The organism is Winogradskyella sp. (assembly GCF_025210595.1).
Lineage (GTDB): Bacteria > Bacteroidota > Bacteroidia > Flavobacteriales > Flavobacteriaceae > Winogradskyella.
In genome coordinates, this window is sequence record NZ_JAOARH010000093.1 from 1 (window position 1) to 16721 (window position 16721).

Below are 16721 nucleotides of genomic sequence, written 5' to 3' on the forward strand. Positions count from 1 at the left end.
ACAATACTACTTGTTAAATCTCCATCAAGATTATCTGTAGCTGTTGCTCCTTGATCTGTATAAGTATCACCAACTGTAAGATTTATTGTAGATGAACCAATTAATGTAATTACTGGCGGTGTTGTATCTGCATTTACATTTACTGTTCTTGTAACTTGAGCAGCAACATTACCAGAACTATCACTTACATTATAATTAACAAAATATGTACCTGCATTAGATGTATTAACTGATCCTGTAATAACAATATTTGCACTAATATCACCATCAAAATTATCAGTAGCTGTTGCACCTAACTCATTATATGCATCACCAACATTTAAGTTTATAGTTGATGCTCCAATTAAAGTAATTACTGGTGGTGTTGTGTCTGCATTTACATTTACAGTTCTTGTAACTTCTGTTGCAGCATTACCTGCTGCATCACTTACATTATAAGTCACCGTATAAGAACCAACTAAACTTGTATTTACAACATCTCCACCAACAACAATACTAGAAGTTAAATCTCCATCTACATTATCTGTTGCAGTTGCTCCTAATTCTGTATAAGTATCCCCTAATTCTAAATCTAAAGTAGAAGATCCGTTTAGAGTAATAACTGGTGCTTCCGTATCTGGTCCACTTCCCTCGATTACTACTGTGTAATCCTCTACTTCACCATAAGTAAAACTATCACAAGGACCAGGAATTTGGTTATAGCGTAAAGTTACTCTCATTCTTGTAGAGTTCTCTACTGCACCAGAAGGAATCGTAAAGCTACCACTTACTGGTGTTGATTGTGTTGGTGCTAAAGTAAATACTTCTTCACCTGCATCTGAAAAATCACCATCTCTATTATAATCTATCCAAACACCATAAGCTTCATTATAAGCTGTTCCTGTCCATGTTGGAGTAATCGTTATGGTATATTGAGAGCCTTTAGTTAGAGTGGTAGAAATATTAGTAAAATCTGAATAAAATTGAGCTCCAGATGTATTATCTATAGTATTTAATTGCACTCTACTTATATATTCGTCATTAACATTTGTACTCGCAGAATTGCAATAGTTTAATTGCACATCTGTTGTCGTAAAATTAATTAAGCTACTATATGCAGAGTTTGATCCTCCAGAACACTTACTTCTCACCTGAGCTTCATATTGTGTTAGAGCGGTTAAGCCTGATAGATTTGAAGACACTCCAGTTACTGCTATTGTTGTCCAGCTAGAAGCTCCTGTTTCTCTATATCTTAAATCGTAAGTAGCTCCTGGCACAGCTGTCCAACTTAATGTTGCTGTAGTTTCGGCTATGTTAGATGCTGCTAAACCAGTAGGAACATCTGCACTACAAACTACTGGTGGACCAATTATAAAATTGGTATTAGATATATCGAAAAATATATTATTAGACCCTCTTACCATAATTCTGTTTTGAGTTCCTTGATTATCAGGAACAACAATATCGTGTGAGCCATCATTCGCAACACCTGATGCCAAAGTTATTGGATAAGTATCTCCTCCATCTGTTGATAATAAAATATCAACATTAGCTGCATTTACACCATTTGCTGTAGTACCTGCAACATCCCAATTTACATTTTGAGTTGTACCAGCATTCCATGTAACGTTTGTATTAGGTGAGTTTACAACAAAAGGACCTGCAGTACCATTAACAGTAACCACCATATCATCACTATTATTGGTTCCGCCTCCTGCAACATTATCTCTAACAGTAAGTCTAAAGTTTAATGTTCTTGCTACATTAGGCACTACTTCCCATTTCCATGAAGTCGCTCCTGTTTTTATAGTTTCTAATCTTGGAAAGTACCTATAAGATTCTGAGCTTGGCTCGTAAGCCCTAAAAGCTACACCTGTAGTTGCAGTTGCACTAGGAATTGTACTAGATGCATTATTCTCATCCAGTTGCTCCCAACTATAGGTTAGAGCGTTAGATGGTGTGTCAGCATCTGTAGCTGAGCCTTCTAAAATAAAAGGTGTTCCTTTAGGAATTGTATAATTAGATCCTGCATTTACAATAGGCACTGCGTTACCTGTATTGGTGTTAGTTTGACAACTTGTTGTTTTTATATAATCGGTAACTTGCTCTATTGAAGCTGCATGAAAATTAGGGTGCACATTAGGCTGTACATCTGTATTAGTACCAGTAATACCTGCATAACTCATAATGGTAGAACCACTTCCAGGCTCAAACTGTACATTAGTACCTTCATTACCACCATGCGTCCAAGTATGGTTTGCACCAAATTGATGCCCCATTTCATGAGCGACATAGTCTACATCAAAAGCATCACCAACAGGATTTGTAGCCGAAGTCCAACCACTTCCTTTTTGGTTATTAACACAAACACACCCTATACAACCTGCATTACCATTGTTTTGAAGGTTAGCAAATAAATGCCCTATATCGTAATTAGACTCTCCTATAACAGATGTTAGGGTGTTCTGTAGTTGAGAATTATAACCACTTGTGGAATTACCATAAGGATCAGAAGATGTGCTTGTGTATATAACATCATCAGTGTTAGAAATTAATATCATGGTGACATTAAAATCTACTTCAAAAATACCATTGACTCTTGTCATTGTGGTATTAATTGCAGCTAAAGCTTGTGCTTTTGTACCTCCATGAAATTGAGTATATTCACCTGTTGCAGAAACTGCTAAACGGTAGGTTCTTAAAATAGAATCGTCCGCATTTCTTAAAGCAAAACCACTGCCTATTGCAGTATTTATGTCTTCAGAAACAGAACATTCAAAATCATTATTATAATTTATTCTGTCTTTTCTGTTAAATATGATATAGTTGTTTGAGCCTTGGTTTATTGGCTCTATAAAAGTATTTCTTCCGTTTGATGAAAGCATCATTCCACTAAATCCTTCAGGAGAAACACTAAACCTTAGTATAGAAGACGCATCGTCTATTCCTTGACCAACGTAAGATCTAATATCTGGAAACCTTGCTTGCAAATCAGGATGCATTACAGACGCTTCCTTGATTGAAAAGCGCTCTAGTTTTCCTTCAGAATTTGGAAAAGATAAAATAGTGTTTGATGAAACAGAAAAATTGTTTCGTTTCGCAACACCATTTAAGGATTGCCTTAGTGCATCAATGTTCAAACTAAATGTATGAAACTCTTTTAAAGATTGATGGTTTTCTTTTAGAGTAGTACTGGTGTTAGAGCGTGTTTTTTGCCATAAGTCATTACTCTGAGACCATATAATGGTCGATGTCATCATTGCGATGAACAATAATAATTTTAATCTCATAATGTTAGGGTTAAATGATAAATTTATTAATAGCTTTCTGCTTGAAATTAACCAATTATTCGCCTCAAAAAACTAGTCATACTAATTTATTACCCTAAATTTTAAAAATGTGCGGAAAAACCGTAATCAAAAGTAAGAATGCGGTTACTTTAGTACTTAAAATACAAAAAGCTCATGAAATTCATGAGCTTTTTGTATCATCATATATTCAATATTACCTAATAATGATCTTTTGAGTCATTAAGTGTTCTTTATTATTAAGTTGAACTAGATAAACACCTTTTACAAGACTATTTGTATTTATCGTATTTATAACACTATTCATATCTAAGTCTTTACTTAGCACCTTTCTTCCTTGTATATCAAAAAGTGTCAATGTGGTTTCATAATTCAACAAACCTCTTATTATTAACTGTTTTATATCAACATTATTATATATTAATATATTATCTAGTTCTGAAGTATTAGTTGATAAAGTACTCTGTCCAAATCTTAAGTAGAATCTACCTGTATCTGTTAAATCTGTATCTGGAGTAAAACTATAATTAGATGTATTTAATTGTGTTAAAGTATTTGTCTCAATATCTTCTAAATAAATATCTTGAGTTACATTAGTGTTCTCTATGCTAATCATTACCTCTTGCCCTGATGCCACATTAACACCTAAAGGAATTACAGTTGTATCACTAATATCATTAGTACTGATAGATTGAATAGCCATATCTAAACCTTGATTATTTTCTGCTAACTTAGAATAGATTGAAAAACCTGATGGCGCTCCACCAAAGTGTTCGGCATCATATCCTAAATCTAATCCTAAAGTTGAATTATCATTAAAATATATCTCCGTTTCAAAAGTATTTTCTGAAGTTGTCATTCTTAAAATAGAATGTCCAATAGTATTATTGTTTCTACCTGCAATAAAATCATCAGATGTTCCAATAGCTCTCATTGATGGTGTGAAAGATATATTTGCTCCACCATTTTTAGAAGACACAAAAAACCCTTGTCCTGGTGCAATTAATGCTCCTGGGTTTGCATCTGAGTATGCTAAATTCCAAATGGTCCAATTACTCCCATTAGAAGTGTCTGCATCATATCCATAGATAGCTGCACTAAACGGATCTAATTCTGAGATATTTGCTGCTAAGAAATCTGCAAGTGAAATATAAGTTGTGTAAGGATTACCTATTAAATTCCATTTATCGAAGTTAGAACCTACTTTTACTATAGGGACTGTAACATTTCCTGTACTTACATTACCAGAGAATGTAAATGTTCCATTATCTGTTGATGCCACTCTATAACCTTTACCAGCTTCTAAGTTTGCTGTTTCATTGTTTGCAAACAGTACATAATCATTAGAAGGTTTTTCAAAAGGTCCAAATAAATATAAGGTTTGGCCTGAATTAGACAAAACATTGCTATTGTTAGATAAGAAATCTACAAACGATTGACCGCTCACAGGAGGAGCTATTAAATCATTACCACCTGCATTTGAATTTGCATAACGGTTATACTTAATATCCCCTGTTACTGTGCCATCTACCATTAAACTTGAGAACTCATTAGAATCTGAATTTAAAATAAATTCCCCATTATTAGTTATGTTTCCTGCTACAGTAATTGATTCACTTTTATCAACATTTATAGTAGCACCTGAGTTTACTGTAATGTTATTAACACTAATTGCAGAATTCACATTATAAGTGCCCTCTTCAACAAGTACATCTTCTGAAGATGTAGATCCACTTGGTGCGCTTGGAATCCAAGTACCTCCTGAATATCTTAAACCATTATATCTTACATTCACAGTATAATCTTCAACTTCTCCATCAAAATCATTTTGGCAATATGATGGATTATCATTGTACCTAGCAGAAACTCTCATCCTTGTATTACCAAAATTCATACTCTCAGGAATTGCAATAGATAATGTTGGCAAAGCTCCGTTTGACACATTAGTTATATCGCCTAAATCATATTCTTCTCCACTATCATTAAAATCCCCATTCTTATTCCAATCAATCCATGCAAATGCATGAACCGTGTAACCCCCATCTGTATTAACTCTAACTGTAAGGTCTACTGTTGTTCCTTGAGTAACATTAGTACTTATATTAGTAAAATTCTCATATCCGTTATCTTTTAATGGACCATCTACATGGTCAATATCACCAAAAACAACTCGTGTCACACCTGTTTCATACTGAGTAGTTCCTGATGAAGAACAATAACTTACTGTTAATGTTGCAAATAAGAAACTAGGAGAATACGATGAAGTATTTGATTCGCATTTAGAACGCACTTGGTATTCATAATTTGTATCTGGATTTAAAGCCGAAAGACTGTTAGAGTTTGTAGACAATCCTAAAACATCTGTCCAAGAGCCCGAGCCAACCTCTCTATATCTTAAATCAAAGGTAGCTTCAGAAGACGTCCAACCTAAATCTGCTGTACTTGCTGTAATTGCTGTTGCATTTAAACTATTAGGTATAGATGGTGTTAATGGTGTTAACAAAATATCTGATAAGTCTACAATAGTATAATCTGAAATAGATTGATTACTTAATGTTACTGACTGATAGCATGGTGCACTAATTGTTAAATTGTAAGTACCACCTTTTATTGGTCTGTAAAAATCACCATTAGTATCTGAAGAAACCTCAGAACCATAGGCATCATGCCCAACAACTGTAATAGTAGCACCTTCTATTGTATTTGTGGTTGAAGCATCTTTTACAACACCTCTAAATCCATAAGTACCTTGTGTTAAATAATCTAACAGTGCATCTCTGTTATAATACCAGTAATCTATAAGAGAGCTTTCAGGTAAAATTTTAGTGTCAGACAGCTCAATAGTTGTTTCTCTACATTGATGATAAAAATTCATATAATCTTGACGCCCTCCATATACACGATACCATTCAGCTCCATGGGTTACACCAGGGCTTGGATAAACACTACTATCCTCATCATCCGTCATATAAGATGCTTTATTTGTGTAAGAAGGTGTTGATGTGTTACCAGCATTAGCATCTGTTTGGCAATGCGTTGCGTATTCTACACCAACAAACTCATACCAATCACCGTCAGCATGTGTGTATTGCGATGAAGCATAAGCATTATCAAAAGGGTAATTTACCAATTCTGTACCTCCGTGAAAATTTGCTGCAATAACAAAATTGTGTTGGTCAGCAAAGTTCATAAATGCAATGGTTTCTGTTTGATATACTTCACCATCTGGATGAGCTCCCTGAACGTTATCTGGATAATTTCTGTTAAGATCTATATTGTTGCCATTTCCTCGTCTTGCATTTGCGACAGAAGTGTTAGATGCACTGTTATGGTAAGTTCCATCAGGATTTGCGCTCGGATTAATCCAAATCTCAGCATTCTCTACTAAGTTTTTTACTCTGGCATGGTCTGTGTGTCCTGTATCATTATATACCGTTAATATATAATCAATTAATGTTAGCATCATAGGGTAACCTGCAATGTCGTCACCATGCATAGATGAGGTAAACATTAGCTTTGGTTCAGCCTCGTCAACAGATACATTATCAGAAATCTTTACAAACAGAAGCTCTTTGTCACCTTGTCCTGTAGCACCTATACTTACTTTTTCTACTAAAGCAGGATAATCGTCTTCAAAATCTTGCATTTGCTGAGCGTATTCTGCATAAGTTGGGTAACTTCCTAATGGAAAGGTAAGTGTAGACATCATACCTCTACTTGCTAAAGGTCTTACATCATAGATAGAATTTTCGTCAACTTCATTTTCATTTTCAGGAACCTGATAAGGAATATTTAAAGCTTCAAAAAATCTAAATTGTTCTTCATTCGCCCAAGCTTTTACAATATTGCTATCTGGATCATAATGAACTATAGATAATTTATTTTCAAAGTCTTTTAAACCAGTAGTACTCATTTGAAAAGTGAATGTCAATTCACCTTTAGTTTCAATATAATTTTCGGCTTTAATTTTTTCTAGATTCTGAGCATTTATAGTGACCAGAAATAATAAGATAACTGATAGAGTTATAGTAATCTTTTTCATTTGCTTTGAGGCTTTAAAATGAATTTTCTTTCGGCTAATATATTATAAAATATTTTAAAAATTAGATTAAATGCATAAAAAATCGATTAAGTGTATTTTGAAAGAACTTAATAACTCACAATCAGAGATTTATAAAAACAATATTTAAATCAATTCTTAAGAGCAATAAAAACACTATAACCTTTGATTATTGATTTTATTTATTTTTACATATGGCTGAACAAAATTTGCTTAAAATAGATAATCTTTCTATTTCATTTATAGATGGTAGTAAAGAAAAGGAAATCATTAAATCGATATCATTTCGAGTACACTCTAATGAAATAGTTGCTATTATAGGAGAATCTGGCTCAGGTAAATCTGTATCGTCACTTGCCATAATGGGTTTGCTACCTAAAGCCATATCTAAAATCACTTCTGGTTCTATTTGCTTTGATAAAAAAGAACTTACTCAGTTTTCTAATAAAGAATTTCAAGCAATACGAGGTAATGAAATTGCAATGATTTTTCAAGAACCCATGAGTTCATTAAACCCATCAATGCAATGCGGAAAACAAGTTGAAGAAATATTAAAATTACATTCTCAATTATCTAAATCAGAAATTAAAGCCGAAGTACTTTCACTTTTTGAAAAAGTAAAACTCCCTAACCCTAAAAGAGTATTTAAGTCTTATCCTCACGAAATATCTGGTGGTCAAAAGCAACGGGTTATGATTGCTATGGCTATTGCTCTTAAACCTAAATTACTTATTGCAGACGAGCCAACAACTGCTCTTGACGTTACTGTACAAAAAGACATATTAAGTCTATTAAAAGATATACAAAAAGAGACCAAGATGAGCATTCTTTTTATTTCTCACGACTTGTCACTAGTTTCTGAGCTTGCAGATAAGGTTTTGGTAATGTACAAAGGTGAAATTGTAGAACAAGGAAAAACCGAATTCATATTTAAACAGCCTAAGCATAATTATACTAAAGCATTAATAGGAGCAAGACCATCTACAGATTATAGGTTAAAAAAACTACCTACTATAGCAGATTTTATGAGTGAAGATATTGATAATTCTATCATATCAGAATCTAACAGAACAGAACATCACAAAGCCTTATATTCACAAAAACCACTGCTTGAGGTTATTGATATTGAAAAAGTTTATCTCTCAAAAAAAGGATTCTTTTCAAAAAACAGTGCTTTTAAAGCTATTAATGGAGTAAGCTTTAAGGTTTATCCTGGTGAAACGCTTGGACTAGTTGGTGAATCTGGCTGCGGTAAATCAACACTCGGTAATGCCATAACCCAATTAGATAAAGTAACATCAGGCATCATAAAATACAAAGGAAAAGATATTACGAATTTAAAATCTTCTGAACTTAGAGAATTAAGAAAAGAGATTCAGATTATATTTCAAGATCCATTTGCCTCATTAAACCCAAGACTAACCGTTGGTAATGCTATTATGGAACCTATGAAAGTACATGGTATAGGAACTTCTAATGCAGAGCGAAAACAAAAAGTTTTAGACCTATTAATAAAGGTTGGTTTAGATGAATCTTGTTTTTATAAATATCCTCACGAGTTTTCTGGTGGTCAACGTCAACGAATTGGTATTGCCAGAACTATTGCATTAAAACCTCAACTTATTGTTTGTGACGAATCTGTTTCTGCATTAGATATTTCTGTTCAAGCGCAAGTTTTAAATTTATTAAACGAATTAAAATCTCTATTTGGTTTTACCTACATTTTTATTTCTCACGACCTTGCTGTTGTAAAATATATGGCAGATCAATTGTTAGTTATGAATAAAGGAAAAGTTGAAGAAATAGGAGATGCTGATACAATTTACAAATCACCTAAACAAGATTACACCAAAAAATTAATTCATGCTATTCCGAAAGGATTATAGCATGAATAATTTCTTAGTTAATTTAAAAACACCAGAAACAACTCTCATGGTGCTTTTAAAATTTGAAAACAATAGATTTTCATTTAAAGTAGGTTCTGGTAGATTTGATTTGGTTTTCATAAGCTTTAGTTTATGCTAGATTTGGGGCAAAATCAATAAATTAAGTTTATGGTAAATTTAGGTTAATTTAATTTGTTATTTGGGATTACTAAGATGCAATAATTTTCAAAAAAACAAGTTGTATTACGTTATTAATCGATAAAATACGTATTTTTTTAACATTTATAGTAAATAAAATTGAAATTTCCTACAAAAAAACCACATATAAAATGTGGCTAATTATTAGGATTTAAAAGAAGTATTATCTATATCTGCATTTCTGGTATTTCACCTTCAATAATTAAATGCCCTTCTGTAGCATTTTTTATGTCCACTACTGAAACACCTGGTGCACGTTCTAACAATTTAAAACCTTGTGAAGTTACCTCAATAACAGCCATGTTTGTTACTATTTTTTTTACGCAACCAACACCTGTTAGAGGTAAAGAACATCTTTTTAATAATTTTGAAGCTCCTGCTCTATTTGTATGCATCATAGCAACGATAATATTTTCTGCACTAGCAACTAAATCCATAGCACCTCCCATACCTTTAACCATCTTCCCTGGTATCTTCCAATTGGCAATATCACCGTTTTCATCAACCTCCATAGCTCCAAGTATGGTTAAATCTACATGCTTACCTCTAATCATAGAAAAACTCATTGCTGAATCAAAAAAAGATGCACCTGGTAATGTAGTAATGGTTTGTTTACCAGCATTAATAACATCAGCATCTTCCTCTCCTTCAAAAGGAAATGGCCCCATACCTAGAACTCCGTTTTCACTTTGAAACTCTACTTCAATATCTTCTCTCACAAAATTGGCCACCAAAGTTGGTATACCTATACCTAGATTAACATAATATCCATCTTTAACCTCTCTAGCAATTCGCTTAGCTATTCCGTTTTTATCTAACATAATTAACTTCTTTGTCTTACAGTTCTTTGCTCAATTCGTTTTTCATAATGCGCACCTTTAAAAATACGTTGCACAAAAATTCCTGGTATATGAATTTGATTAGGATCTAACTCACCAACTGGCACTAGTTCTTCTACCTCTGCTACAGTTATCTTGGCAGCACCACACATATTAGGATTAAAATTCCGTGCAGTACCCTTAAAAATTAAATTACCTGCTGCATCCCCTTTCCAAGCTTTTATAAAACCAAAATCTGCATCAAACGCATGTTCTAAAACATACATTTTCCCATTAAACTCTCTAGTTTCTTTTCCTTCTGCTACTTCGGTTCCGTAACCTGCTGGAGTATAAAATGCTGGGAAACCAGCTTGAGCTGCTCTTGCACGTTCTGCTAAAGTTCCTTGTGGTATTAATTCTACCTCGAGCTCACCTGATAGCATTTGGCGTTCAAACTCATCATTCTCACCAACGTAAGATGATATCATTTTTTTGATTTGTTTTTGCTGAAGTAATAAACCCAAACCAAAATCATCTACACCTGCATTATTAGAAATACAGGTTAATCCTTTAACATTTAACTTTACAAGCTCTGCTATTGAGTTTTCTGGTATACCAGATAAACCAAAACCACCAAGCATAAAGGTCATATTATCCTTTACTCCATGTAAAGCTTCAGTAACATTAGCTACTTTTTTATTAATCATAAGTTTAATATTTTTCCTTTTGGAAAAATACAAAACAAAGTGCTAAATAAATAGTTTAAAGTTATAAAATAAGGGTGTGGCTTTAGTAAATCTTAGAAGTCCACAACATCTGGCTGTTCTTCTTCTTCGTTTGTGTCTGAACCAAGATCACCTTCATCTAAAGCTGTACAATCTATGTTAATATTAAGCTCAGAAGGTTCTTCAAATTCATCTTTAGAAACATTTAAATCTTTATCTGCATAACACGCCTTCATATACAAACCCCAAATTGGTAAAGCCATAGAAGCTCCTTGTCCGTAAGTAATACTGCTAAAATGAGCCGCTCTATCTTCTGCACCTACCCAAACACCTGTAACTAAGTTAGGCACCATACCCATAAACCAACCATCACTTTGGTTTTGCGTGGTACCAGTTTTACCAGCTATAGGATTGTTGAATTCGTATGGATAACCTGTCATTATCTCTCGATACATTGGATTATACTTATCAACACCTGTATGTCTTAAACGTCTACCAGAACCAGCTTGTGTAACACCTTCCATTAAATTAACCGTAACATAAGCCACTTCTTCACTTAGCACATCCTTACTTTCTGGAGCTACTTGATACAATACCGTTCCGTTTTTATCTTCAATACGTGTTACCATTACAGGTTTATTATAAACTCCCTTATTAGCAAAGGTAGAATAGGCTGCAACCATCTCATATACACTAATATCTGCTGTACCAAGAGCAATAGCAGGCACAGGTAAAATATCTTGTTCTACACCAAGTTTTTTTGCCATTTCTACTACGGGTTGCGGACCAATCTCATTCATTAAACGCGCTGTAACTGTATTGGTAGAACTCGCCAAAGCATCTTTTAAGGTTTGTTTACCTGAGTAATTGCCATCGGAATTTTTAGTCGTCCAAGGTTCTGGATTTCCAAATTTCTCTGCCTCAATAGTAATTGGTGTTCTTGGGAAAGAATCGCAAGGTGACACTTGCAATTGGTCTATAGCAGTAGCATACACAAAAGGCTTAAAGGTTGAACCTACCTGACGCTTACCTTGCTTCACCATGTCGTACTTAAAATGCTTATAATTCATGCCACCAACCCAAGCTTTTACATGACCGTTTGAAGGATCCATAGACATCATACCTGGATGCAAAAACGATTTGTAATAACGCATAGAATCTATAGGCTTCATCACCGTATCTACTTCACCTACTTCACCATCTATCCATTTAAAAACGCGCATTTCTACAGGTTTATAAAATGACGCTTCTATTTCTTTATTAGACTTTCCTTGGTTCTTTAAAATCCTCCAGCGTTCTCCTCTACGCATTCCATTTTTCATTAACCTATCTATCTCTGATTTATCTAATTCTAAAAATGGGGCTGTTGGGTTTCGCTTTGGAGTATTTTGGTGATCAAACTCTGCTTGAAGTCTTGGCATATGCTTTGCTATAGCTTCTTCTGCATATTTTTGCATACGCGAATCAATGGTTACAAATACTTTTAAACCGTCGCTAGTAATATCGTACTTGCTACCATCTGGCTTTCTGTTTTCCTCTTTTTTTACCCATTCTTTCATAAAGCCTCTAAGGTATTCTCTAAAATAAGTAGCAATACCTTGGTTATGAGTTTCTGGTGTGTAGTTTAAATCTAGCTCCGTTGCCTGTAATGAATCTTTCACCTCTTCTGAGAGATATTCATACTTATGCATTTGAGCCAAAACCACATTACGCCTATTTTTAACTCCAACAGGATTTCGTCTTGGGTTATAAAGTGATGAATTTTTAAACATTCCAACCAACATTGCTGATTCTTTCATGTCTAAATCTTTAGGTTCTTTACCAAAATAAATTCTTGAAGCAGAACGAATACCATCACCATTATTACCAAAATCATAAATATTGAAGTACATGGCAATAATCTCTTCTTTGGTGTATTGTCTTTCTAACCTAATTGCAATAACCCATTCTTTTATTTTTTGTGTAAGTCTTTCGAGTGTGCTTTGAGATGCGACTCCAACAAATAACTGTCTAGCCAATTGCTGAGAAATTGTACTGGCTCCACCTCTACCGCCTAAAAAGAAAAAGGCTCGCAAAGTTCCTCTAGCATCAATACCTGAATGATCGTGAAAACGTGCATCTTCAGTTGCAATTAAAGCATCTACTAAATTTTTAGGTAAATCTTCATAACTAACTGGTGTTCTATTATCGTTAAAATAAAACTTACCTAAGGTTTTTCCATCTGAGGATATAATCTCAGTAGCTAAATTGGTTTCAGGGTTCTCTAATTTGGTATGATCTGGCATTTCACCTAAAAATCCCCAAGAAGCAAATAAAAATAAAAGTACAACTGCTAGAATTCCACCTGAAAAAAGCATCCAGAACCATCTTACATATTTCGAAAAGTCAATTACTTCTGCTTTTGATTTTGTTGTTTTCTTTTTTGCCATAATTATACTTATTGCACTATTTCTATTCTAAAACCTATATCTGTTATACCTTCTAAATTTTCTACTCCATTAACATCTCCATTTTTTCGCATTGCATGCTGAATATCTACACTATAATCACCATTTTCAGTAAAATGAAATGCCGACTGATAGCCTCTATACCACAACTTATTTTCTTTAACATCTGTAAAACCAGATCCTAAAAACTCACCATTTGGTGCTGCCATTTTGTATTCTAAAGTGTCTTTAATGGCTTTTCCATTAGGATAGTTTAATTCTACAATAAGAAATAAATTACTGAACTTATAATCATTAGTATTTCTAAGATTAACAAAAAGATTATAATTATTAATGGTATCTGGAGCTTTAAAATTAAAGCTTGTTATAGAGTCTTTATGCCATTCATTCGGAACAGATTTATATTCGTCATATACCATTTTAGAATCGCAACTTGTAACTAAAGATAAACTAACAAGTGCTAGTAATAACAAACTAGTTCTTTTTTGCATTTTGTTTTTGATTGCGGTTTTTGTTTCGATTTTTATTTCTGTTCCTATTATTTTTACGTTTCTTTTTTGACTTTGGATTATCGAAACGTGTTAAACTGTCTTGTCCTACAACGTTTTCAAATTCTGTTTTAGTGTCTTCTAGATGCTCTGAAGCATACTCTTCTAAACTAGCAACTTTTTGTTTTTTCTTATTAATTGCGATGATTTCGTTTGCCTGTTCTGTAGTAATAATATGCCAATTCATCCACTCACCTTCATAAGCATACCACATTAATCCTTTAAAGATATCTGTCTTTTGACATACTGCTGCACCTTTCTCAGTATACAATTTAATTTCCTTCTTTGGAAATGACTTTAAAGCATCTTGATAAGCGTCTAACTCGTAATTAAGACAGCACTTTAATTTACCACATTGCCCTGCCAATTTTAATGGATTTAAAGATAATTGCTGATATCTAGCTGCTGAAGTACTTACCGATCTAAAATCGGTTAACCAAGTAGAGCAACACAATTCTCTTCCGCAAGAACCAATACCACCTAATCTAGCTGCTTCTTGTCTAAAACCTACTTGGCGCATTTCTATTCTTGTTCTAAACTCTCGTGCAAAAACCTTAATTAATTCTCTAAAATCTACACGTTCTTCTGCGGTATAATAAAAAGTTGCTTTACTTCCATCTCCTTGATATTCAATATCAGATATCTTCATTTTAAGGTTTAAATCAATAGCAAATTGCCTTGCCTTAACCTTCATTGGTTCTTCTTTTTCGCGAGACTTAGACCAAATATCAATATCTTTTTGAGATGCTTTTCTATAAATTTTTAATACATTTTCAGCGTCTTCAATATTAATTTTTTTACGCTTCATTTGCACTCGTACCAACTCGCCAGTTAAGGTAACCATACCTATATCATGTCCAGTCTTTGCTTGAGTTGCAACTATATCACCAATGCTTAACGCAAGGTTCTCTGTATTTTTATAGTATAGTTTTCTTCCGTTTTTATAACGCACCTCAACCCCTTTAAAGGGTTCTTGTCCGTTTGGAAGTGACATATTCGCCAGCCAGTCAAAAACCGTGAGTTTATTACAGTTATCAGTACCGCAAGTCCCATTGCTTTTACATCCTTTTGGCTGACCGTCTTTAGCAGTTGTACAACTGTTACAGGCCATAAAAGAGTTATATATATAGAATCTAAGCGTTATAACTTAGATAAAGGATTCATAATTTATTAATGAGTAAAGGTAATATTATTTCCTCAGTTTATTAATTAATTGACTGACAGATTTTTATAAAATATTTTTTATCTTAATGCTCACATTATCAAGTATCTCCGATGCTATTTAAAATCAATATATTTAAATCATGAGGTCTAAAATTACTTTACTTGTTTTCTTTTTAGTTTTTAATCTAAATTATGCTCAAAATTCTCCTTCTGAAGCCTTTGGTGGAGAATTTATTAGGAATACTGAAAATTCTGAATGCTTAACTAAGGTACAACGTAAAATCATACTTAAAGAACTAAAAGAAAGTATTGATTTATTAAAACACACAAACAAACTAGCATTTTCTAACACTAAAAGAAGAGGTGGAACTCACCCTCTCTTTGCTTGGCCTGTTCAAAAATCTGCAAGCACAGCTTATAATGAGATTTGGGGAATTTCTAATTATGTAGACCATAACCCAAACTATCCAAACCAAATAACCGACTATCTTTGCGGCACAAAAACTTACGATACTACCAGTGGGTACAATCATCAAGGCATAGATATTTTTTCGTGGCCATTTGCATGGTATGCCATGGATAATGACCAAGCTGAAATCATTGCTGCAACTGCTGGACAAATTATTCACAAAAGTGATGGCAATTTTGATCGAAGTTGCAATTTTAACACAACAACACCTTGGAATGCAGTATATATACAACATTACGATGGAAGCATTGCTTGGTATGGGCATTTAAAAAGCGGTTCTTTAACTTCTAAAAATGTTGGAGATATGGTTACTGAAGGTGAATATTTAGGCATTATGGGAAGTTCTGGAGTTTCTACAGGACCACATTTACATTTTGAAGTACATACCAATAGTACTTACACACAATTAGTAGACCCTTACGCTGGCACATGCAATACTTTTAACACAGAATCTTGGTGGCAATCTCAAAAACCCTATTCAAATCCGACTGTAAATGCTGCATTAACTCATACTGCAGATCCTATATTTAATGATTGCCCTAATGCAGAAACCACTAATTTAAGCAATCAATTTAATGTAAACGACGAGGTCTTTTTTGCTGTATACTTAAAAGATCAAGAATCTGATACTTTTTTAAACCTTAGAATTATAAAACCCGATAACACGGATTTATATAATTGGAATTTTAACTTAACAGATAACTATCAACTCTCTTGGTGGAGATGGAATGCTTTTCCAGATGTTGAAGGTGAATGGAAATGGGAAGTTACCTATTTGGGAGAAACTACTACACATACATTTAATGTAGGTGCTTTAAGTATAAAAGATAAAAATTTAGATAATACATCTATTTTCCCAAATCCATTTGATGATGTTGTAACAATTAATTCAACAACAAAAATTAAATCTGCCAATGTGGTGGATGTTTTAGGAAAAACAGTCATAAGCATAAAAGAAACCTCTGCCAATGGTCTTACTCAACTTAATATGGGAACACTATCTAACGGTTTATATTTTGTAACTCTTATTGGCGAACAAAACCAAAAGAAAACCATTAAACTTATAAAAAAGTAGATAAAAATCTAAGGAAAAAAAGTGCTTCAGAAATAAAAACGAAG

General features: G+C 33.5%; 10 protein-coding genes. 2 read left to right on the forward strand and 8 right to left on the reverse strand.

The genetic code is table 11. The features are described from left to right. A partial coding sequence (locus N4A42_RS09675) for an immunoglobulin-like domain-containing protein (RefSeq protein ID WP_294073348.1) occupies positions 1–3269 on the reverse strand: 3269 nt, incomplete at its 3' end. A gap of 214 nt (positions 3270–3483) precedes the next feature. Then, a complete protein-coding gene (locus tag N4A42_RS09680; protein ID WP_294073350.1) occupies positions 3484–7329 on the reverse strand; it encodes a M14 family zinc carboxypeptidase in 3846 nt (1281 codons plus the stop codon). A 212-nt stretch (positions 7330–7541) separates the two neighbouring features. Between N4A42_RS09680 and N4A42_RS09685 the strand changes: the two genes are divergently transcribed. Beyond that, positions 7542–9233, forward strand: a complete 1692-nt coding sequence (locus N4A42_RS09685) for an ABC transporter ATP-binding protein (protein ID WP_294073352.1) — start codon at positions 7542–7544, stop codon at positions 9231–9233. Here N4A42_RS09685 and N4A42_RS09690 read toward each other — a convergent pair. From N4A42_RS09690 to N4A42_RS09715, 6 genes are all read right to left on the reverse strand, one after another. Continuing rightward, complete coding sequence (locus N4A42_RS09690; RefSeq protein ID WP_294073354.1) at positions 9228–9353, reverse strand: hypothetical protein; 126 nt, start codon at positions 9351–9353, stop codon at positions 9228–9230. The two genes, N4A42_RS09685 and N4A42_RS09690, sit on opposite strands and share 6 nt — an antisense overlap. A 245-nt stretch (positions 9354–9598) precedes the next feature. Further along, complete coding sequence (locus N4A42_RS09695; RefSeq protein WP_294073356.1) at positions 9599–10252, reverse strand: 3-oxoacid CoA-transferase subunit B; 654 nt, start codon at positions 10250–10252, stop codon at positions 9599–9601. Between the two features lie 2 nt (positions 10253–10254). After that, on the reverse strand, positions 10255–10956 hold the full coding sequence (locus N4A42_RS09700; protein WP_294073358.1) for a CoA transferase subunit A: 702 nt from the start codon (positions 10954–10956) through the stop codon (positions 10255–10257). A gap of 92 nt (positions 10957–11048) precedes the next feature. After that, positions 11049–13403, reverse strand: coding sequence for a transglycosylase domain-containing protein (locus N4A42_RS09705; RefSeq protein WP_294073360.1), 2355 nt, complete (start codon positions 13401–13403; stop codon positions 11049–11051). A gap of 8 nt (positions 13404–13411) precedes the next feature. Next, a complete protein-coding gene (locus tag N4A42_RS09710) occupies positions 13412–13912 on the reverse strand; it encodes a gliding motility lipoprotein GldH (RefSeq protein WP_294073362.1) in 501 nt (166 codons plus the stop codon). Then, positions 13896–15080 (reverse strand): regulatory iron-sulfur-containing complex subunit RicT, encoded by a 1185-nt coding sequence (locus tag N4A42_RS09715; RefSeq protein ID WP_294073364.1) that lies wholly within the window; start codon positions 15078–15080, stop codon positions 13896–13898. The genes N4A42_RS09710 and N4A42_RS09715 overlap by 17 nt, the downstream gene beginning before the upstream one ends. A 193-nt stretch (positions 15081–15273) precedes the next feature. Here N4A42_RS09715 and N4A42_RS09720 point away from each other — a divergent pair, with 193 nt between their 5' ends. Continuing rightward, positions 15274–16677 carry a peptidoglycan DD-metalloendopeptidase family protein gene (locus N4A42_RS09720; RefSeq protein ID WP_294073366.1) on the forward strand — a complete coding sequence of 468 codons (1404 nt, stop codon included), beginning with the start codon at positions 15274–15276 and terminating at the stop codon, positions 16675–16677. Positions 16678–16721 lie beyond the last annotated feature (44 nt).